The organism is Aliifodinibius sp. S!AR15-10, from assembly GCF_031569985.1.
Classification (GTDB): Bacteria; Bacteroidota; Rhodothermia; order Balneolales; family Balneolaceae; genus JAMQKA01.
In genome coordinates, this window is record NZ_JAMQKA010000027.1 from 1 (window position 1) to 21,802 (window position 21,802).

Here is a 21,802-nt window from a genome sequence, read left to right on the forward strand (position 1 = left end):
GAACGCCCATGGGGTATCCCGCGCCGCATGCGGTCGAAAAACGGGGGTGTTTCCGGGATCGGACATATTCCGAATAAACAGGCTGCTATCGGGATAACGGGTGTGTAGCTCGGTCTCAAAATGACCATAGTTCATCATCCGGGAGCCCAAATTGTTACCCAAAAGAACGATATGAGTCTCCTCTTTTAACCGAACTTTATCTTTATCAGAACACCCGTTCAAGAGTAGGAGACCACAACATAAAAATATCCACACCTGTACAGTTCGTAATGAGAAATAATGCATGTATAATCCTGTTAATCATAAATTATTTTAGGTAGGAAATAATGATAGAGCCTGTTTTTAGGAACAGGCTCTATCTTTTAAAATTGTAACTTTCCCCAATCCCGAGTCGATATATATTAAGCTCGTAGGTTAATTACAATTAGTATCCCTCATTTTGGGAAAGATTTTCATTATTTCGTATTTCAGAAGCTGGTATTGGGTACAGTAATTCTCTTTCTGAAAGCGTCGGACCGTAAACGAATTGATGGCCCACATAATCTTCAAATGTACCTGAAACCGGATCGTAGGCTTTTCGGATGCGAACCATATCGAACCAGGTTTTATTCTCAAAGCTAAGCTCATGGAATTTCTCCTCCCAAACAGCTTCTCTGAATTCATCCTGTGAGAGTCCTGATAAATCCGAAATTTCAGCACGCTCCCGAATTTCGTTGACCGCGTCATAGGCTTCTGTGGTGGGACCACCGTTGACTTCATTTTCGGCTTCAGCAAAAATCAACAGTACTTCTGCATACCGAAATAGTGGCCAGTTCATGCCAGAGACCGCCGTTTCGACATTGGCCTCGTAGTCAAAGAATTTGTAGAGATACCAGCCTCCCAGGTTTTTGGTAGTATTGCGATCTGATACCGGAGAAAACTCGCTGTAGTAAAATTGCTTTTCCTCAGTTCGCTTATCTCCAGATTCATATGATTCCACAAATTCTTCCTGTGCAAATATCCCACCAGTTTCAGCAGAAAAAAGTGAAATATCCTGGTTATACGGAAGCGTCACATATTGTAGCCCGTTGTGGTCAACAATTTCTGCATCAAATTGCACCATAAAAATATGTTCACCCGTATTCTCAAGACTAACGTCCTTGATCTCACCATAGGTATCAAAAAGTCGATATTCCTGGGAGTCGATAACCTCTTTTGCCTTGTCTCTGGCAAGTTGAAAATACTGGTCTCCACCCTGCAAGGGGTACCCTGCCATGGTCAAATATACGCTGGACAGCAGTGTTTTTACTGCACCCATGGTAACCCTGCCGCTTTCATTGTTAAATGGCAAGCCTGAATTAGACTCAACCCAGGTTAAATCCTCAACAATGGCATTGTAGACGTCCGCTACGGGTGTTCTTTCCGGAGCGAGATTTTCTGAGTCCAAGCCAACCGGTTCCAGAATTAAAGGCACATCCCCAAAAATTCTAACGAGATTATAGTAGTAATATGCCCGCAAGAACCTGGCCTCACCCAGCAATCTATTTTTCTGAGCCTCACCCAGCTGTTCAATATTGGGGATATTTGCCAGAGCTTCATTCGCGTTGGCAATACCGCGGTAATGGCTATTCCAATAGGTCTGCCCATACCCGTTGTCGGCACTGTTATCCAGGGCTCGGATATCCAGGCTATTCGTGGCCTGTCCAAGCTCTGTATTTGCCAACCCGGTTTGGAACTCGGTCATAAGCCAGGGGGCACCACCGAAGCCTCCTCCGCGAACTGCTCTCAGGTCTTCGTAAATGGCATTGACAGCAGCTTCAGCATGAGCTGGTTCAGTATAATAGTTGTTCTTGGTAAAGCTTGTTGGATCCGAATGTGATAAAAATTCATCACAACCAGAGACTACAAGTACGATAAAACTGCTAAGTATTATATAAGAAGTTAACTTTCTCATAGGTATCTGAATAAATTTTTATAGTTAATAGGGGCATCCTTTTTATAATCCAAGATTAACACCCAAAATGAATGTTCTGGATTTGGGGTACTCAAAGTACTGTGCCCTACCTCTTGAGAATGGCGCACCTGAGGTTGATATCTCAGGATCATACCCACGGAATTCTGTTATCGTAAAAAGATTCTGCGCAGTGACATAAACCCTCAGGTTCCTGATGCTCCAGGGATTTAAAATGTCTTGTGGAAGATTATATGACAGGGTGAAGTTTCTCCCCCTGATAAAGGAACCGTCCTGCATCCTGTGCGTATCATTGTCAGTATCATATCCCGCCTGTGTCGGACGCAGCTGTGCAATCGGGGTGTCCTGGTTATCCGGAGTCCAGGCGTTTAATACGGAGCCCAAAGCATTGGCAATTCCTACCCTATCCTCGGTTGAGTGCACGGCCTCCCACATGATGTCGTTTCCATACATGAACTGGAGGTCAGCGGTAAACTCAAAATTCTTGTATGAAAAGGTGTTGATAAGGCTTCCGTAACCATCCGGAACCCCATTTCCTATCGGCACGCGGTCATCCTGGTTAATAGCGCCATCATTATTCACATCTTTGTATTTTATATCTCCAGGAAGTCGATTATACTGGGCTGCCTCCTGGGCTTCATCCGTGTTCCAGGTACCGAGGGAGATATAGCCCATAAATGTATTTACAGGCAGTCCTTCCCGGATGATACTTCCGGCACCACCGCCATGAACACCGCCGCCGGTTTCAATATCAGAGCCTCCGTGTAGCTTGAGGACCTCATTTTCATTGATGGAAATATTGAAGTCTGTGCTCCAGGAGAAGTCCTCTCCCTGGACATTATACGTCGTTAATGCCAGCTCAATGCCCCTGTTTTCCATACTTCCAATATTTTCGAAGACTGTGGCGTATCCACTGGTGCGAGGCAATGGTCTTTCTAACAGCATATCTTCAGATTTCCTGCGATAGACATCTGCTTCGACCGATATCCTGTTATCGAAGAGTCCCAGCTCAATCCCTAAATCAATCTGTTTGTTGACCTCCCATTTCAGATCGGGATTAGCCAACCGCTGAACACCGACACCTACATTTCTGCTCCCGTTAAATATTGCCGTATAGGTGCCCAATCCCGCTTCATACTGGTAGTTGGCAATTTCCGAATTCCCGGTCAAACCGTAACTGGTTCTGACCTTCAGGTTTGAAATTACCGGGTGATCTTGCAGGAAGTCTTCCTCGGATACTCTCCATCCCAGCGCTGCGGAAGGGAAAAAGGCGTAGCGATTATTTGATCCAAACTTTGAAGAACCATCCACACGACCCGTCACAGTGAACAGGTACTTGTCATTGTAGGTGTAGTTAATTCGGCTGAACACTGAGGACATAGAATATTCACTGGTAGATGAATTCGGCGGGCGCGGATTGTCAGCGATTCCCAGGTTGTTATATTCAAAATAGTCATCGAGAAAACCCCAAGCTTGTGCTACTGAACTTGAACTGTGAGAGGTTTGTATCGACTGGCCGAGAATGGCATTTACAGAGTGAACGTCACTAAAGTCATTACTGTAATTGAGGATATTCTCAAACTGCCAATTTGCATTTTGTGATGGTGATATACTTGCAACACCGTTCTGATCGCGCGACAAGAATGGCAGGGTTCGACCTGAGTACCGGTCTTGCTCCTGGGTAATAACATTGGTCCCGAGCATCGTTCTCAGTTCCAAATTATCCGTAAAGGAAATATTTGTATGAATGTTTGCAAGTATATTTTGCGTATTCAACAAATGAATACTTTCCTCTGACACCCTGCGCTGATTGGGTCCCCCTTCCATGCCTGGATAGTCTTCGTTTCCAGCCCATGTTCCATCGGGATATTTAACCGGAACAATGGCAATTGACTCATACAACATTCGCATTGACCAAGGGTGGAGTTCCTTCTGCGATTGATTGCTGTAGGTAAGGCTACCTCCTGCACTCAACCATCCTGCTATCTCAGTCTCTACATTAAATCGGCCTGAATAGCGCTCTAACCATGAATCTTTCATGACCCCTTCTTCATCATCATACGATAAATAGATTCCATAGCTTGTGCTCTGATCCCCACCAGATACAGATAAGTTGTGTCGGTGCGTAATAGCCTGCCGGAAGGCCTCGTCCTGCCAATCTGTGTCGTAGAGTGGATTCCCGCTTGAATCAAAAAGCCTGGGATCAGTTCTTTTGTCAACCGGATTCGTGTACTTTCCGGCTGCAAAACCGGCGGGATCATACTTCTCTGCATTGGAGTATGCAATTTCTTCTACTCTCAGGAACTCTTCCGCATTAAGTACATCAATTTTCTTGGAAACGCTTCCGGTGCTAACTGAGGCATCATAATTGACCCGCGGTCCCTCACGTGTTCCTTTTTTAGTTGTTATCAACACAACCCCGTTGGCCCCTCTGGCTCCATATATCGCCGTAGCGGAGGCATCTTTAAGCACCTCAATTGACTCAATACTGCTCGGAGGAATAGAATTGATGGCGTGAGATCCACTCTGCATACGTTCAACATTCAACATAACGCCGTCAACTACATACAACGGGTCATTTGTATTACTAACCGAACTACTACCCCGTATCCGAATTTGAGGTGATCCACCTGGTTCACCAGAGTTTAATGAAACATCTACCCCAGAAACCCGGCCGGCAAGTGCCTGTGACACATTTGTGGAAGAACGCTGCTGAAGCGCATCCTCATCAACGGTTCCAACTGAACCGGTTAAGTCAGATTTTTGCTGTGTTCCATATCCAACAACTACAATATCTTCCCCCATAATGGCTTCGCTGGTCATGCCTACATCAATCGTGGTACGGCCATTAATGGGAACCTGCTGTATTTCATAACCGATGAATGAAAAAACCAGCGTATCATTCAACGAGGGAACTGTCAGTGAGTATTGGCCATCGCTGTCCGTGGCGGTTCCCGTGGTTGTTCCCTTCACGGTTATATTCACACCGGGTATGGTATCTCCCGATTCAGCATCCGTCACCGTTCCGGAAACGCTCTCAACTTGCTTCATTTTTTGCATCTTGAGGTTTTTGCGGATAATCAACACATCACGACTTGACGGAAGTGCGGCTTCCAACCCCGTTCCATCTAACAATGCATCCAAGGCTTTAAAGACGGAAACTTCATCCAGGTTGAGTGTCACTTTTTTATCAGGTATATGGTTTACCTGCAGGGCCAACCCAACATTTACCTCATCCGCTAATATTTCGAGTGCAGAAACCAACCTCACCTCATCCAGCTTCAGAGTTACTTTTTTTTGTGTATCTGAAGAGGACTCATTGGCAACCAGTTGTACTTTATATGATTTTTCTGAAGATTGGAGATTATTTGCTACGCCAGCCTGAAACAGTGCTAATAAAAAAACCGTTAACAGGCAAGTACCTTTGATCCCTAACACAAAGTCATAGCATATCTTTGTACCGATATTACATTTATTCATTGGTCTATGTTTTTGATTAACTGTTACAATGTATTCCCGCTATTATTTTTCTCTCTAGACCACACTACTTTTTTCCCATCCATTTGATAGTTGATATGAAGGACCATTGAAATCACCTCTAACACCTTATCGGGTGAGTCATACTGAAAATCTGCGCTCAAGGGAAGTTTTTTTAACGCCTCATCGGAATAACTAAAGGACAAATCAAAAATCCTGTTTAACTGCTCACTCACCTTATGTAGAGGTGCCTCATTGAATTTTAGTCTCCCGTTCATCCAGCTCAAATAGTTATTGATGCTGAACTCATCGACCTGAATAGTTCGTTTTTCAAGATCAATGTAGCCGAACTGCCCAGGGGTCAACTCCGTTGCCTCTTGCTCTGTCTGCTGATCCGACCACATCGACACCTTACCCTCTGTGACAGCTACCTGCACATTTTCTTTTCCCGGCAGTGCCCTTACATTAAACGCTGTCCCCAAATCCTTGATGGATGCTCCGGGTGTATGAATGACGAACGGTTTTTCTTCATTGTGAATGACTTCAAAATAGGCCTCTCCCTTCAATGTCACCTCCCGGTTTTCCCTGCCATAGTCTTCAGATATCATAACCTCGGCATTGCTGTTTAACCGAATTTGGGTCCCATCGCTCAATGAAAGCATTTTTTGCTGATCACTCTCTGCCTTGTACAGGATAGGCTGGGTTTCAGCTTGCTTGGGTTCTGGACTAATCGCCCAGTTCTCAGCTATAAATAAAGCTGAAATGAACATGACCAGGACAGCAGCAGCAACTTTCCAGTAGGTTGAGTAGGCCCTTTTTGAGGAATAGGTATGTGATTTTTTTTCAAAAAGGTCTACATCTTTTTCGATGCTACTCCACATTTCATCCGATCGAACTTCGGACATCAACGGCTTGATGTGGTCATCCTTTAAAAGGTCAATATCATGATTCAGCTTTTTTTCTAAGAACGCTTGTCCTTCGGGCTTGCCAAACCAATCCAGCACTTCATCAACTTCCTCGGGAGTACAAGCACCTTTAAAAAATCTTTCTACTTTTTCGAGATCCATATCTGTTTATATCTTGCCTTTGTTACTTAGTACGTATGCGAGCGGTGTAAGTATTAGAACTAATTTTATTTTTTTGTAAAGCTTCTTTTATAAGCCCACAAAGCAGCATTTATTGATGCTGTATTCAACCTGGGTTCTACATGAAAGCTATAATTGCGAGGGATTCAGCAACCATCGGGATAGGCTGTCCACACATTTCCAGTTATAACTACATAACCGCCCCACAAAAACGGGGCTCGTAATGACAGTTTTTTGTTTACTGCGAATTTACAAAGCCTTCTGTAAGTAGGTGGGTGCACTGCGTTGTTGACCATGGGCTACTCTGTAGCTGCAAGTGGACCACTCAGAGTCCTTTGGCAGACTACCCAAACCTCTTGAGCAGTCTACTCAAATCCCTTGAGTGGACTACCCAATCCTCTTAAGTAGGCTACTCAAACTCCTTGAGCAGACTACTCAAGCCTGTTTGGCAAACTACTCAGACCTCCTGGGTAGCCTACTCCGCCTCCTGTAGTAGGCCTCTCCGAAGCAGGGAGTAGTAAAGGGGTACCTGTTTTGCAGGTTTGTTTAATAAATTATAACCGGAGTGGCCGATAATACATGGTAATGACACTTCAGAGAGTGGAGATAGGAAATAAGATTGGAATACAAGAATTTATGCCAATAAATGACTTCACATGACAACTAGCATTCTGACCTAAATAACGTCAGTTCGATATAAGGATCACAAAATTATAGCTGTCATCGCGAGGAGGCGTCTTTGATAGTAGCCGGCTTCATCTTGAGGTCGACGTGGCGATCTCCCTGCCCGATTTTTGTTCATCCTATTAGGAGATTGCCTCCCGACGGCTGTCGGGATCCCGATGGTCGCTGAATCCCTCGCAATGACAGGTTTTTATCTCGAACTGACGTTAAATAATACCCCGTTTGCCTAAAAAGTCGCGTATAAATTTTGAGCTATGATAATATTGTGTTTTAACCGTGTTTATTGAGACATTATTCTTTTTTGCCACTTCTTCATTAGATAGGCCTTCAAAACTTTTCATTTTGAATACTTTTCGCTGTGCAGGAGTCAGCTTTTCAAGCGCTTGCTGAACTAAATCTTCGTATTCAGTGTAAATAACCTTATCCAGGGTAGAGCTCTGTATACCCGTATCTTCTGAAAGGATCTTGTAGTTGGCTTTCACCTTATCACGGGTTTCTTTTTTTCGCATCATGTCTATCAAATGATTCTTGAGAGTGGTAAACAGGAACCCTTTAATTGAAGATGTTTCAACCAGGCTATCTCTTTTTTTCCATATTTTTAGAAAGACATCCTGTACTGCATCCTCAGCAAGATATTGCTGCCTTAGGTATCGCATCCCAATAAAATACATCTGTTTATGATACCGGTCATACAACTCCTTCAGGGCACATTTATCCCCCTTTTTAATTTTACTTGCTAAACTGCTGTCGCTGTCATTTTTCATTACCATCCCACTTCACACAATCCCAAATTGATATTTACAGGCAATTCTTGCGGTCAAAAAAAGAGCACATATCTACAGGAGAGAGTGACCGCAAGTACTGAGCTCTTTTATACTTTTAGAACCATACAAACAAAACCGAAATCAAACTTTAATAATTCTATAGGCAGCCAGTTATCAGTCAATAAAACTATCTACATTTTCCTGGGTAACTAGTTCAAATGGTATCAACACTTCCTTCTGGTAACTGCTGTCACTCTCAACAATTTTCAAAGCAGTCTGAACAGCAGTGGAACCCTGTCCCTGTGCATCCTGTAAAACCGTTGCATCCATCCGTCCATCTTTGACGGCCTGCAGGGCATCCGTAATCCCATCAATACTGATTAGCACGACATCCTCTTTCATGCCAGCATTTTCCAACGCCTGCAGGGCCCCAAGACCCATTTCATCATTCTGGGCGAATACCGCATCAATACGGTTGCCGTAGGATTGAATCCAGTTTTCCATAAGCGACATCGCCGTTGCGCGGTCCCATTCTGCCGTCTGTGACGCCAGCAGGGTGAGCCCCGGCGTAGCTTCCAACACATTCTGTGCCCCAACCTCCCGCTTTATCTGGGCCGCTTGTCCCATATAACCCTGGATCATCAATACGTTACCCTCACCACCTAATTGTTCTGCGATAAATTCCATAGCCATCTCCCCCGCCCTTGTATCATTTGAGCCGACAAATGCCGTGGGTTCGGAGCTGGTCTCAGAGTTCACATTAATAATCGGTATTCCCGATCGCTTGGCAAGATCTACCGCCGGCGAACTGGCTTCCACTTCCACAGGATTTAGAATAATGGCATCCACCCCCTGGGCGATAAAGCTCTCCACATGCTCCATCTGTGTCAGTGCTGATCGCTGGGCGTCATTGACGATCAGGTTTACGCCGCTTTTTTCCGCCTCCGCATCCATCGCGTCCTTGACATTCACCACGAACTCATTCTGCATGCTCAGCATAGAGGCCCCAATAGTCACACTGTCACCGCCATCTTCTTTCCCCGATCTGCCACAACTCAAAACCAGTCCGCATACGAGCAATAAAACAGTCATTCGTAGTACATTTTGCACTTTGTCTATCTCCATATTCATATTTATCTAAATTAACTGCTAAGATTCCTGCGACGGATACTGTCAAGTAGAACAGCACCGATGATAATAGATCCCATAACCACCTGCTGGTAATAGGAAGATACATTCATCAAATCGAGCCCGTTGCCGATGACCCCGATCAGGAGGGCCCCGATCAATGTCCCTGTCATCGTTCCTATGCCACCTGACAAGCTTGTTCCGCCGATAACGACCGCGGCGATGGCATCCAGTTCAAAGGCTACACCCACGTTGGGCTGGCCCGTGCTAATCCTGGATGCCAGGATGATACCTCCAAGGGCAGACAATCCACCGCACAAGGTATATACTATAATTTTGATCTTTTTCACATTTATCCCGGAGGCTCTTGCCGCTTCCTCGTTACCCCCCACGGCATAAATGTATCTCCCCAAGACCGTTTTTTTCAGTAGTACCAGGCATAAAACAAATATGATACCCAATATGACAATGGGAAATGGGATTCCGAAGAGTTCTCCACCACCGATGTAACCGAATGAATCTGACAGGTTTGATATTGGCCGCCCGCCACTGAAAATCAGTGCCAATCCGCGACCGATGGTCATGGTGCCCAGCGTAACGATAAAGGGCGGCACATTTCCTTTGGTGATCACAAAGCCATTAAACGCACCAATGAGCACCCCCACGGCTAAACCTGCAAAAAGTGGTACAATCAACGGGTAACTGCCAGGGTGCGCAAATGATGCAGCAACGACTCCGGCCACAGCCACAACCGAGCCCATGGAAAGGTCAATGCCGCCCGAAATAATTACGAATGTCACACCAAAAGCCAGCATTGCGTTGATCGTGATCTGCCGCACTACGATCAGTAGGTTGGTTACGGTCAGAAAATTGGGACTCATTATAGAAATACCGACACATATCAGGATGAAGGCAATGAGCACCCCGTATTTCTGTAGCCGTAACGAAAATGCGGATTTTTGCCCAATGGCTGCGGATAGTTTCTGTATTCCAGAATGTATCTGTTCGTTCATCTAGTTCTGTATTGCATGTTTCATAATGAGTTCCTGTGTCGCTTCTCCAGCCTTAAGTTCGGCTGTTACCCTTCCCCTGGAAAGAACCAAAATCCTGTGACTAAGGCCCAGTAATTCTGGCAGTTCGGAAGAAATTAGTAGTATAGCTTTGCCTTCACGCGCCAGTTGATCGATTAGCTGGTATATTTCAAATTTAGCACCGACATCGATCCCGCGTGTGGGTTCATCCAAAATTAATACTTCAGGCGACGCCAGCAGCGATTTCCCGATTACCACCTTCTGTTGGTTCCCCCCACTCAAAAACTTAACCTTTTGCTGCATATTCGGCGTTTTAATCCGCAGATCATCAATCATCCTTCCAGCAGACCTGTGTTCCTCGGTTTTATTTACGAACATTTTGGAGCTGAACTGCCGCAGGCTGGAAAGCGTAAGATTCTCTCTCACCGACAAATCCTGAACGATTCCCGACCCTTTCCGATCTTCCGTTACATATGAAATACCAAGACGGATTGCATCCCGTGGAGAGCTGACATTTACTTCATTCCCATTCAAATAGATTTGTCCAGCATTCAACGGCTTCAATCCCATGATAGATTGAACAATATCTGTTCTTCCGGCTCCCATCAAACCTGCAAATCCCAATACCTCACCTCGCCGTAACTCAAAGCTAATATCCCTGAATTTTTCCTTGCTGCCGAGTCTTTTAACAGAAAAAACAACATCCCCGATATTCCTGTTTTTGTCAGGAAATACCGCCTCCAGCTCCCTTCCGACCATCATCTCTATTAAAGTGTCTTCATCAAGCTCCTTGGCAGGTTTGGTATCGATGTAGTGTCCATCTCTCAACACCGTAACCGTGTCGCAGATGCGAAAGATCTCCTCCATTCGGTGAGAGATGTAGATTATAGTCACCCCTTTCTTTTTTTGGGTGTTTATCACCCTGAATAAGTTATCGACCTCTTTATTTGACAGAGAGGAGGTGGGCTCATCCATAATGATGATTTTAGCCTCATTGGAAAGGGCTTTGGCTATCTCAACCATCTGCATCTCAGCAACACCAAGGTGCTTCATTTGTCGTGTAACATCGATATCCACTTCCAGCTCCCGGAGCTGCTGCTCAGCATGTTCAATAATTCGATTTTCATCAACCCAACCAGGAATCTTCACCATCTCCTGTCCAAGATAGATGTTTTGGGCTACGGTCAGCTCAGGGATCGGCATAATCTCTTGGTGTACCATTGAGATCCCCCGGTCAATTGTGCCTCGCACATCGGAATGCTGCAGTGTCTCTCCCTGAAATATAATTTTTCCGGTATCTGGCTTAATTAAACCCACCAAAATATTCATCAGGGTTGATTTACCGGCCCCATTCTCTCCCATCAATCCATGGACCTCTCCCTCTTTGGCCTCAAACTGTACATTATCTAGAGCCTGTACACCACCAAACGACTTGGAAAGATTTCGGACCTGCAGTATACACTGCTGTTCAAGATTCATAGAAGTACTTAAAAGTTATTAGACAATTAGAGCTTTCATCACATACAAACGAATATCTTAATTTAACCGGCAGGTATATGTAAAAACTGCTACAACCATTTTATAGGCTGTAGCAGTATATCTCAACATAATTACTCATGAGGAATACTGTTTTTTCACCTCAAGAGAAGGAATATTTTATAGATTCAAATCAGGATTATCCGGTCCAAAGTGCTTGAGCATGACAATAGGATCCGATTTCGAGTGATTTACGATTTCAACACCTTCCTTGGCTGCCTGCTCACTCACAAAATACTCATCGTGGGTAAGCTGCCCGAAACGGATCAGTGATGGCGTTTCGATATCCCATTCCCCCATCTTGCCGTGCCCCTGCATCATAATCATGCCATAGGCCCCGGCATCTTTAATCGTGACAGTTTGCCCGGGCAAAATTGTCAGCTCTTTGGCACTGAAGGCATCCGATTTGTAGCAAATCCACTTTTCGATATAGCCTTCCGACTTCATCTCCTCTTCGGGCCTGACAGGAATCGGCTCCATAAAGCATTTTTCCTGCAGGTTCCCGTCCACATTGAGTTCCCAATCCAATACTTCAACCAAGAAATCAAAGTCGCCAACCCTGTCCTCCGGGGTGTCTTTCCAGAGCAGCTCCTCCGGAACAATAGAATCGCCGACCAGTGACTGGTACATCGCAAACACATCGGAAGCTTTTTGTGGCTCATAGGTACAGAGGCTGCCCGGGGCGTGAAGGAGTCCGGGAGGTACATTCCAGCCTGTGCCGGGCTGTAGGCGCTGTGCACTGGAAAGATTCGTAATCTTGTTATCTCCTTCGGTGAAATTCTTCAGGCACTCCAGCAGCTGTTCTTTTGTAGTGCCGGGGTTTAATCCGAAGAACGTATAGGGAAAATCACCGCCGTGATTGTTCACCTGAGGTGGAAAGTAATACGCTTCCGGCTTCCCATTTTGGCCCGTCAGTTTGGCGTGTTCATCCCGATGGTGCACATGGTGAGGCAAGGCCCCTTTGTTATCAAAAAATTTGGAATACATCGGCCATGATTCATACTCATCCCAAATGCGATCTCCTACAAGATCTCCTTTCAACGCACTGACGGCATCCCGAAGTAAAATTTGTTCTGTGCTGCCGCCATCTTCAAAAACAACCTCACTTAATCCTTCAATCTCCCCGGTCAAGGGACCATTATCTGCAGGTGTTGTGGAAGAAAACCAGCGTTCATCTATACCGCCTCGCTCTCCACCCAGTGAATAATAATCATCCGGGTGAAGTTTAATTCTCCGCCCCGGTACACAAAATGATCGTGGTACCCAGTTGGGCGCTAATCGTAAAATCCCGTTCCCCTGGTCAAGGGCTTTTTTTGCCGTATTTAGGTCGTTGCTCATCAAACTACTGTTTAAATGTTAATATTACTCTTCAATTACTTACATGTTATTTATTTCAATCTTAAGGTCGTATGATCTGGTTTCCCCTACTTCAAGATCAATAAGCGTACCGTTTTCCCGGGCTGTGGATTGTCCTATCGGTGGATGGGTACCCGGTTCCAGGGCCGTCACATACTCATTTCTGCCCCAATGCTGCCAGTTGGTAACCCACGGCATCTGGGATTTGGGAAACGAAAGGTCCAGCCCCACCCCTATGGATGAGTTCCGAACCCCACAATGACAAATCCCTTTTTGGTCAGCGTTAAGATCCAGGAAAGCAGCTGCTTCACCGAAACCGCGATGATCCTCAATAGGGGGTGGACAGCGTTTAAAATTGGTTTCATCATTAAAAATTTTGCTACTCTCCTCATCGCGCGATTCCCAGTCTCCCTCCCACACCAGTTGAGCTCCTTCATCAACCAGGGGCCAGCCAAAATTAACGTGATACAACAGCATGTGCGGGGCCACCCTGTTTCCACGATTGGTCACTTCATCATGTATATTTAATACTGGTGATCCAAGCGTGGCTGAAATAGTTCTTTTCAGTTCAAGGTGGGGACCAAAAACCGAAGATTGCAACATCTTTCCTGTTATGCTCATCTCCAGGTCTCCGGAAGCAAGGTCTGGCTGCACTATAGACTCCACCTCTGCCGGAATGTTGCTAATGCGGTCATGCAGCCCGCGTTTGCCGTGTTTATCTTCTTCCGGTCCCCCAACATGGGTGAGACCACAAGTGGTAATTAAGCCCCCACCAAACGAATTCAGCCACCTGATCCCTTCCGTTGCCGAAGGATTGGGCGGCGTAACACCTGAATGGCTTACCCAGCCCAAACCGTATGAGTTATAAAATGCCTCAGCCACATCCATCGCCCGGTCAAGAACGACTTTGAATCGCAGCCCTGCTCCCGTGTCAATCCACGCAATGCGGGTTCCTCGTCCTTTTCCATTATCCAGAACCGATGTCTCGATTCCACCCAACTGCCTGTAATTCGAAACTTTTCCTTCCCATTTCTTCATAGATATGGGGTTCTGTATTTCCTTTGTTCTGTTATTGGACATCGGATAAGGTAATTTAAGGCTGTAGCAAAAAATCAGGATACCTTTAAAATATTTTTTACTCAGGTATCTAGCTGATAATTAAGGCATAAACGTAATTACACACTTAGGAAAAGGAATCGCCGCCGGTCAAAATGACCGACGACATAATTCCCATATTTTTGACTGATCTTCCTACTTACCAGTTTACGCCGGTATCTTTCCAGCTTCTTGAGGAGGCGGAGTCGAGCACAGCTTCACAAACTTTTTGTGTTTCAAGTGCCTCCTGGAAGGTTGGAGAGCAGGGACTCCCATCTTCGAGTGACTGCAGAAACGCTGCCACCTGGTGCAGGAATGTGTGCTCGTAACCGATCGACGTGCCGGGTATCCACCATCGATCCATATACGGCTGCTCGCTTTCAGAAACATGGATCCTTCGCCACCCGCGCACTTCCGGATCATCGGAGTGATCAAAAAATTCGAGCCAGTTCATGTCGTGCAAATCCCAACGGATCGAGGCGTGCTCTCCATTTATTTCAAACGTATACAACGCTTTGTGTCCGCGAGCATAGCGGGTTGCTTCAAACAGGCCCAGCGAACCGTTATCAAAATGGCAGTGGAACAGGCAGGCATCGTCGATGGTAACCTCTTCCTTTTCCCCGGTTTCCTGGTGTACGCGCTCCTTAACAAAGGTCTCAGTCATTGCTGATACATCTTTAATACCACCATTAAGCCACATCGCCGTATCGATGCAATGCGCTAACAGATCGCCGGTGACCCCTGAACCTGCAACATCTTTATCCAACCGCCATAGCGCTTCCCCTCCCTGGGGCACATCAGGATTGATGGTAAAGTCCTGCAGGAAGTTGGCCCGGTAGTGAAATATTTTTCCAAGTTTTCCGGAATCAACAAGCTGTTTTGCTAACGTCACAGCAGGAACCCGCCGGTAGTTGTACCAAACTGTGTTCGGCACCCCGGCCTTTTCCACGGCATCAACCATCGGTTGCGCCTCTGCGACCGTCCGTGCCAACGGTTTTTCACAGAGAATCATTTTGCCGGCTTCAGCTGCAGCAATAGCGATTTCGGCGTGGGTATCATTTGGGGTGCAAATATCGATGGCATCGATATCGTCACGCTCAATGAGCTCTTTCCAGTCTGTAGTGTAGGATTCATATCCCCACTGCTCTGCAAAGTCCTTGACCTTTTCTTCAGTTCGCCCGGAAACGGCTTTTAACACCGGCTGATATTCCAGTTCGGGGAAAAAATCATTGACCCGTTTATGTCCATTCGTATGGATACGTCCCATCAGGCCGTACCCTATCATCCCAATTCTCAATTGTTTTTTATCTGGCATAGTACTCTAAAATTTTAATTCTAAATAATTTGCGAGAACGCTTATTCAGCCCATCCGTGTTGATTGCGAACTTCAATCAGCGCAGCAAGAATGTCATTCCATGTTTGCTGCTTTGTCATAACCTCGTTGGGAAACATGCATCCATCCCAGCAGACATGCTTGAAAGCTTTGGTTACGTCCCCATTCTCATCACGCAGCCAGTGCCCGGCATCTTCGGCTATATTCAGCTTTCCGTTCGGGTCGTTTGGCAGGCAATGGCGCCCCGTCTTCTCGTGGGTACCGGAACCAAATACGGTGGCATCATTCTGCGCTACATGGAAATCGATAGTCCATGGTCGGAGTGCTGCGGTCATTTCCTGCAGTCCTTCTTTTAGGGTATCGCGATCACCCCATTCAAAGTCTTCCGGTAAAATCCGGTCATCGGGGGCATTATATCCCAGCAGGTATAACAGCGTGTGCGCCATATCTGCCTGGAAGCCGATATTGTCACGGTCTACTTGCTCCAGGGTATTGACCATCGTTTTCCAGCTGTGCATTCCGCCCCAGCAAATTTCGCCCTCAGCAGCCAAATCCTCGTCGTAATCAGCGGCCACATCACAGGCTTCACGCCAAGTCTTTGCAATCAGCTCAGTATTCTCTTCCGGGTCTTCAGCCCAAGTTCCAGGATCCACCGCCGAGTCAATTCGGATTACACCATAGGAGCGAACCCCATGTTCGCGCAGGGTCTTCCCTATTTCACAGGATTTTTTAACCTGGGTAACAAAGTTCTTACGATCCTGTTTGCTGCCCATTGCAGAACCCCCGCCAATATCCGGCCAAACGGGTGCCACAAGGCTACCCACATTCAGCCCAAGATCAGCAATTTTATCGCCCAAGGCTTTAATTTCATCTTTTGAGCTATCAATATTGATGTGCGGATCGTATAAGAACAGGTCAATCCCATCGAATTTTGTACCATTGACCTCGGCAGCAGCTGTCATCTCAAGCATCTTGTCCAAGCCAATTGGCGGTTCAGAATCCGGCCCTTTCCCGACAACACCAGGCCACGCAGCGTTATGAAGTTTTGGATATGGATTACTCATATGCGATATGTTTAAAAGTTGATATTATTAGTTTATTACAATTAATAACCGATCCCGATTTACTGTTTAATGTAGTTTTGTTCACTATAACATAGAGATATGCAGACAACAATCCCTATCTCCATGGTGACAGGTTCCCGATACTAACCTGCCAGTAAATCCCTTAAAACTCTAAATAATTAACTTTTAAAAAGATCCAAAAACAATATTTGATTAAGTAAAAAACAGCTAATCCCTACCCCGTGTTCACACCCAATCAGTATACCAGAGTCTGAACAGGTTCAAAAAAGGGGCGGATCTATATCCCACCATATCAACAATATCAAGGAGTCGTTTTCATTCAAATCAGTCTGTTCCATTTAAGAACATTCCCCAAAATAAGACTATAAAAACGGGCCTGACTTTTGGGGCTGCCAGGCCCGCGAAACTGTAGATGCTTAGGGAATATGGGTTACAATCTACAGTTACATTTTAATGCAAACTTATAGAGTAGGTCGAATACGTAATCTACTCACATTTAATAATTTATAACTTATTACTAACTGCCTACCTCAATGTAATTTTGCATGTTAGAGATTGCCACCGACACATGATTGTAGACACTTTGTTTATTCACTTCCATCACGATAGAGATCTCATCTGTTGTCAATCCCTGGTAGAATTTAAGATAGATAGACTCCTTCTGCCGATCACTTAACGAGTCAATCGCCTCTTCCAGCTTCTGTTTTAACTCCTTTTTTGTCTCACAGTGAACCATCAACTCTTCCACATTGCAGGACTCCTCCAAAAAATTATCAGTATAGACCTGGTTCCTTTTTTTTCGGTTTCGGTGCTTGTTTAATTTTCGGAAAATGAGTCGCCTGAAGGAAGAGATTAAATATGCTTTCACCGAATGAGGCTCATTTATGCCTTCCCGCTTGTTCCACAATGTCAGGAAAAGTTCCTGGATACAATCCCTTACCAGCTCACGGTCAGGGATAATATTATAACCATAGTTATACAATTTGGAATAATAGCGGCAGAACAATTTTGAAACTGCTTCTTTGTTTCCCATCTGCAATTGAGACCACAACATTTCCGGCTCGGTCTCAAATGGATTTTCCCATTCCCTTGGCTTGGTAACTTTGATGGACATTAAACTACCTTTTCGTTTAATCCTTTAAAATTATTAGGTGAAAAACGATCCACTACCCTTAAGAAGTTTTACCAACAACACATAACCATTATTGATGAAATCCCTTTTCCTTGGTAAAACAAATTACTACATTGAACATATGTTCAATACTGAACTATTGTTCTATAAGTTAACAAAACTGGCCCTAATGTCAACCTAAAATATTGGGCTACAGTGAAATATGATCGGAAAAACTTGTTTACCAAGTCCAAATGATTTGATATACTCGGTTGGTTTTGATTATAACTTCAGAGGTTATAAAGCCGTTTTCGATTGAAATAACTGAGCACAATCTAAGTTTGTCGCAAAACATAAAACGAACTTTCACTATAGATGCCCAAAAATCGTAATTCAATAGATGTCCGTTTGCTTAGTAAAGTAAGTGCTCTTTACTATGAGCAGGACTATAACCAGCAAGAAATTGCAACCCGGCTACAACTTTCAAGGCCTAAGGTATCTCGCCTGCTGAAGCGAGCACGTGAAAAGGGCATTGTTCAAATTTCGATAGTGACGCCGAACAGTAACTTTGTGGAGCTGGAGAACGCACTTGAGAAACGATTTGGGCTCAAAGAGGTAGTGCTTGTTGAAGCTGACGAAAAAATGTCTGCCCAAACGATCAAACGGCAGCTCGGTTCTGCGGCCGCTGAATACCTGCACCGGACCATTAAAGTGGGGGATTTAATTGGGGTGACATGGGGTACAACACTGCAGGCCATGCTCGATGCGATGCAGCCCAAATCGATCAGCGATCTCCATGTAGTACAAGCGCTTGGCGGTGTGGGCGCTCCGGAAGCAAAAGCACACGCGGCTGATATTTCCCGGCGGCTATCCCAGGCACTGGACGCGAGACTAACTCTTCTACCCGCGCCTGGCATCGTGGGTAGTGTAGAAGCAAAAGAGGTTTTACTGAACGACCGTCAGGTGAAAAGCACGGTCGAAAAGTTTTCACAAATTGATACGCTCTACGTGGGACTCGGGGCGCTCCACACGAACCCGGTGCTCACCAAGGATACACAGGAGATATCTGAGGAGGTTTGTGATGAGGTTATGAATTCCGAAGCCGTCGGAGACATCGCCCTGCGCTTTTTTGATATCAACGGCAATGAGGTAGATACTACGCTCAAAGATCTTGTAATCGGTGTTTCTCCGGAAGAGATGATGGCAATAGATACCGTGGTGGGCATTGCAGGTGGTCAAGACAAAGCAGAGGTCATCCATGGGGCACTCAATGGCAAAAACATCGACGTGCTTATCTCGGACAGCCTGACGGCCCGGCGTATCCTGGAGGGATAGTCTGCAGTATCTCGATTACATTGCCGGCGATAGTGTAAAGGAGTAGCTTCCTGCCCCGATATCGAATGTTACGTATCCATTCTTTCTTGTCCCATTTATAATATTTTCTATATCCTCGGGGCTACCATTTGAATCCCAGATTATTGAACCACTCTCGGAGACCGTTACCTCCTCATGCCCAAGATCGGGAATATGTACTTTTCCCGAAGTGTTTGGAGGAATCGTTATGTCCAGTTGAAACTCTTCATTGAGCAGCTGCCAACTTGATGAAACACTACCTCTCACCGTTTGCAAAGAAGCCTCGGCATGGGTGAGGTCTCCCGGGATGAAGGGCTTGATATGTATCTGTTTGTACCCCTTGGTTGTTCCTGTATCGGTCGGAGCCCGAATGCCGGCCAGGTACTTGTAAAAGTATTCATTGATCGAACCAAACATCTGGTGGTTATGGGAGCTCTCCCCTTTCCAGTTCTCCCATAGCGTCGTCGCCCCGTTTTCAATCCAGTACCCCCAACTAGGGAACGTTCGCTGTGTGGCCATCCGGTGGATGACATCTTCCCGTCCTTCATTCGTCAGCGTACTGAACAAGTGCTTGGTCCCCAAAATACCAGTTCCCAGATGACCGTCACTCGTTACCATGATGTCCTCAATCAAATTGTCCAACACGGCCTGCCGGTGATCCTCGGGCACTAAGTCGCCAGAAAGGGCGAATAACAAGTAACTTTGATAAGGCTCTTCTGTTCCATACAGGTTGGTTTGGGGATTAAAAAATTTCTCGTTAAATGCCTGTTTTATAGAGTCAGCCAACGCCAAAAAGTGTGCTCGATCCTGTTCCTCTCCCAAGATTTCCGCGATCTTCGCAAATGTAATGCTGTCGAGGTACCAGTAATAGGTGTTGGTCAGCGGGTTAACCGGACCATTCCGTTCTCGTACGGGTGCCTCCCATTCCCCCAGCGAATCCCAGTGTCCCCCAAACTCATTGATGATATACTCCTCTTCGGGATGCTCGTCATCTTCTGAGGCCAAATTCTGCAGGTACTGCATATATCGCTTCATCGCCGGGTAATGCTCAGCTAATATCCCCTCATCGCCATAGTATTGATGCATCCACCACGGGATCAGGATATAGGCACTTCCCCAAGCGATGCCACCGCCGGTGCCACCAAGCATAGTCGGTGATGTATTGGGAATACGACCGTTCTCATATTGTGAGTCCCTCATATCCCGGATCCACTTCCGGTAAAACGGCTGCATGTGGAAATCATGCATCGAGGCTTCTGCAATCACCTGCCCATCGCCGTTATATCCTCCTTTCTCGCGGTGGGGACAATCAGTCGGATAGCCGTGCAGGTTCCCCCACTGCGACCATATCGCCGCCTGGTAAATATCGTTGAGCAGCGTATCCGAGCTGACAAAATGCCCATTACGCGGAATATCGGAGTGCACCACACGACCACTTACTTTCAGAGAGTTCAACTGTTGGGGATTGTCTGCTTTCACTTCCACATATCGGAAGCCGGTGTAAAAAAAGCGCGGCTCATAGCTTTCTGAGCCATCCCCTTTTAAGGTATAAGTCGTCCAGACGTCACGGTGATAAACTTTATCGGTACTCAGGCTGTCACCCGGTTTCAGTAGTGTTGGGAAGAGGGAATCATTGAGCGTTTCGGCCCCGCGAATAGTCAACTCCGTGCCCGTCTCTCCCTCGACCTGGATACGCCACCAGCCCGGAATATTTTGGCCGAGGTCAAACAGGTAAGTCCCTGGCTCTGGCTCTGTTCGTGTCACAGGCTTAATCGTCTGCGTTACCCGAATTGGAGGCATCGTTTGGGAGTCGAGTGTGATACCGGGCTTCTCGACAGCTTCAACCTGCTCCCATGAGCTATCATCAAAACCGGTCGTGTTCCATCCCTCTTGTTCTAGGCGGGCATCATAGTCTTCTCCGCCGTAGACGCTGCTATATGTAATTGGGCCGGATGTTGCAGTCCAGGATTCATCGGTCGTCATCACTGTTTCCGAACCATCACTGAAGCGGATGTGGAGCTGAGCGATTCCCATAGGTTTGCCGAAGTTATTGTCTGTGCCATACCACGCCCAGCGATCCTCGCGTCGTTTGAGTCGCCATGCCCCCTCTCCCAGCCACAGGCCCCAGGCATTTTGCCCTGAATTCAACCGGTCTGTGACGTCGTATGTCTCGTAAAGGACGCGATCGTTATAATCAGTAATTGCTGGATCCAGCACATGGTCGCCCACCTTCTCCCCATTTAGGTAGACCTCGTAGTATCCCACGCCGGTTACATACAGCTTCGCTGAAGCAATCTCTTTATCGATGGAAAAATCGTTTCTCAGCAAGGGTGAGACGACGGCCGAATCGGGGTGGGTAATCCACTGCGCCTCCCATTCTTCCGGGTTGAGCAGTCCCATTTGAAAGGAATGCACCCGGCTCCAGTCGCTTGCTTCCTCTTCTCCATCCCAAGTACGGACGCTCCAGAAATAGGTCTCCCCACTTTCAAGGCCTTCGCCATCATACTCGATGTTTACTGTTTCCGAAGAGGATATTTTCCCGGTATCCCAAACTGATCCCGTTCCATCCTGTACCTCTTCCCGATCCTTAGAAACCACGATATGATATGCGGTTTGCTGTGCCCCTCTTCGCTCATCATCAAGTATCCATGAAAAACGAGGCTTTTCAACATCCAGGCCCACCGGATTGGTCAGGTATTCGATCTTCAGGTCGGTGGGTACATGCATTCCGGATTGCTGGCACGAAGCTATTAACATCCCCAAAAAGACTGCTATACATCCCTTGTAGATTCGGTTGAGCATAATGGAATAGG

Annotated in this window: 15 protein-coding genes; 1 reads left to right on the forward strand and 14 read right to left on the reverse strand. The window is 46.1% G+C overall.

Annotated features, from left to right (window positions below):
• The 13 genes from NC796_RS16310 to NC796_RS16370 all read right to left on the reverse strand — a co-directional run.
• Positions 1 to 285, reverse strand: a 285-nt coding sequence (locus tag NC796_RS16310; protein WP_310685898.1) for a hypothetical protein, incomplete at its 3' end; no start/stop codon positions are given.
• A gap of 139 nt (positions 286 to 424) precedes the next feature.
• A complete protein-coding gene (locus tag NC796_RS16315; RefSeq protein ID WP_310685900.1) occupies positions 425 to 1,933 on the reverse strand; it encodes a RagB/SusD family nutrient uptake outer membrane protein in 1,509 nt (502 codons plus the stop codon).
• 42 nt (positions 1,934 to 1,975) lie between these two features.
• The gene (locus NC796_RS16320; RefSeq protein WP_310685902.1) at positions 1,976 to 5,431 is read right to left on the reverse strand and encodes a SusC/RagA family TonB-linked outer membrane protein; all 3,456 of its coding nucleotides are present in this window, start codon (positions 5,429 to 5,431) and stop codon (positions 1,976 to 1,978) included.
• A 23-nt stretch (positions 5,432 to 5,454) separates the two neighbouring features.
• Positions 5,455 to 6,495, reverse strand: coding sequence for a FecR domain-containing protein (locus NC796_RS16325; protein WP_310685903.1), 1,041 nt, complete (start codon positions 6,493 to 6,495; stop codon positions 5,455 to 5,457).
• 908 nt (positions 6,496 to 7,403) lie between these two features.
• Entirely contained in the window at positions 7,404 to 7,961 is a 558-nt protein-coding gene (locus NC796_RS16330; protein ID WP_310685904.1) for an RNA polymerase sigma-70 factor, read from the reverse strand.
• Between the two features lie 174 nt (positions 7,962 to 8,135).
• A complete protein-coding gene (locus NC796_RS16335; protein ID WP_310685906.1) occupies positions 8,136 to 9,092 on the reverse strand; it encodes a substrate-binding domain-containing protein in 957 nt (318 codons plus the stop codon).
• Between the two features lie 11 nt (positions 9,093 to 9,103).
• Positions 9,104 to 10,102: an ABC transporter permease subunit gene (locus tag NC796_RS16340; RefSeq protein ID WP_310685908.1), complete on the reverse strand. Its 999-nt coding sequence runs from the start codon at positions 10,100 to 10,102 to the stop codon at positions 9,104 to 9,106.
• Entirely contained in the window at positions 10,103 to 11,599 is a 1,497-nt protein-coding gene (locus NC796_RS16345) for a sugar ABC transporter ATP-binding protein (protein ID WP_310685910.1), read from the reverse strand.
• Positions 11,600 to 11,776: 177 nt separating this feature from the next.
• The gene (locus tag NC796_RS16350) at positions 11,777 to 12,994 is read right to left on the reverse strand and encodes a hypothetical protein (protein WP_310685912.1); all 1,218 of its coding nucleotides are present in this window, start codon (positions 12,992 to 12,994) and stop codon (positions 11,777 to 11,779) included.
• Between the two features lie 39 nt (positions 12,995 to 13,033).
• A complete protein-coding gene (locus NC796_RS16355) occupies positions 13,034 to 14,050 on the reverse strand; it encodes an aldose 1-epimerase family protein (protein WP_310685914.1) in 1,017 nt (338 codons plus the stop codon).
• Between the two features lie 217 nt (positions 14,051 to 14,267).
• Positions 14,268 to 15,422: a Gfo/Idh/MocA family oxidoreductase gene (locus NC796_RS16360; protein ID WP_310685916.1), complete on the reverse strand. Its 1,155-nt coding sequence runs from the start codon at positions 15,420 to 15,422 to the stop codon at positions 14,268 to 14,270.
• A gap of 41 nt (positions 15,423 to 15,463) precedes the next feature.
• On the reverse strand, positions 15,464 to 16,504 hold the full coding sequence (locus NC796_RS16365) for a TIM barrel protein (RefSeq protein ID WP_310685918.1): 1,041 nt from the start codon (positions 16,502 to 16,504) through the stop codon (positions 15,464 to 15,466).
• Between the two features lie 538 nt (positions 16,505 to 17,042).
• Complete coding sequence (locus NC796_RS16370; RefSeq protein WP_310685919.1) at positions 17,043 to 17,639, reverse strand: sigma-70 family RNA polymerase sigma factor; 597 nt, start codon at positions 17,637 to 17,639, stop codon at positions 17,043 to 17,045.
• A 372-nt stretch (positions 17,640 to 18,011) separates the two neighbouring features.
• On the opposite strand from NC796_RS16370, the gene NC796_RS16375 reads away from it, so the two are divergent.
• Positions 18,012 to 18,971, forward strand: a complete 960-nt coding sequence (locus NC796_RS16375; RefSeq protein WP_310685921.1) for a sugar-binding transcriptional regulator — start codon at positions 18,012 to 18,014, stop codon at positions 18,969 to 18,971.
• Between the two features lie 15 nt (positions 18,972 to 18,986).
• Here NC796_RS16375 and NC796_RS16380 read toward each other — a convergent pair whose 3' ends face one another.
• Positions 18,987 to 21,791 (reverse strand): family 78 glycoside hydrolase catalytic domain, encoded by a 2,805-nt coding sequence (locus NC796_RS16380; protein WP_310685923.1) that lies wholly within the window; start codon positions 21,789 to 21,791, stop codon positions 18,987 to 18,989.
• Between the last annotated feature and the right edge of the window lie 11 nt (positions 21,792 to 21,802).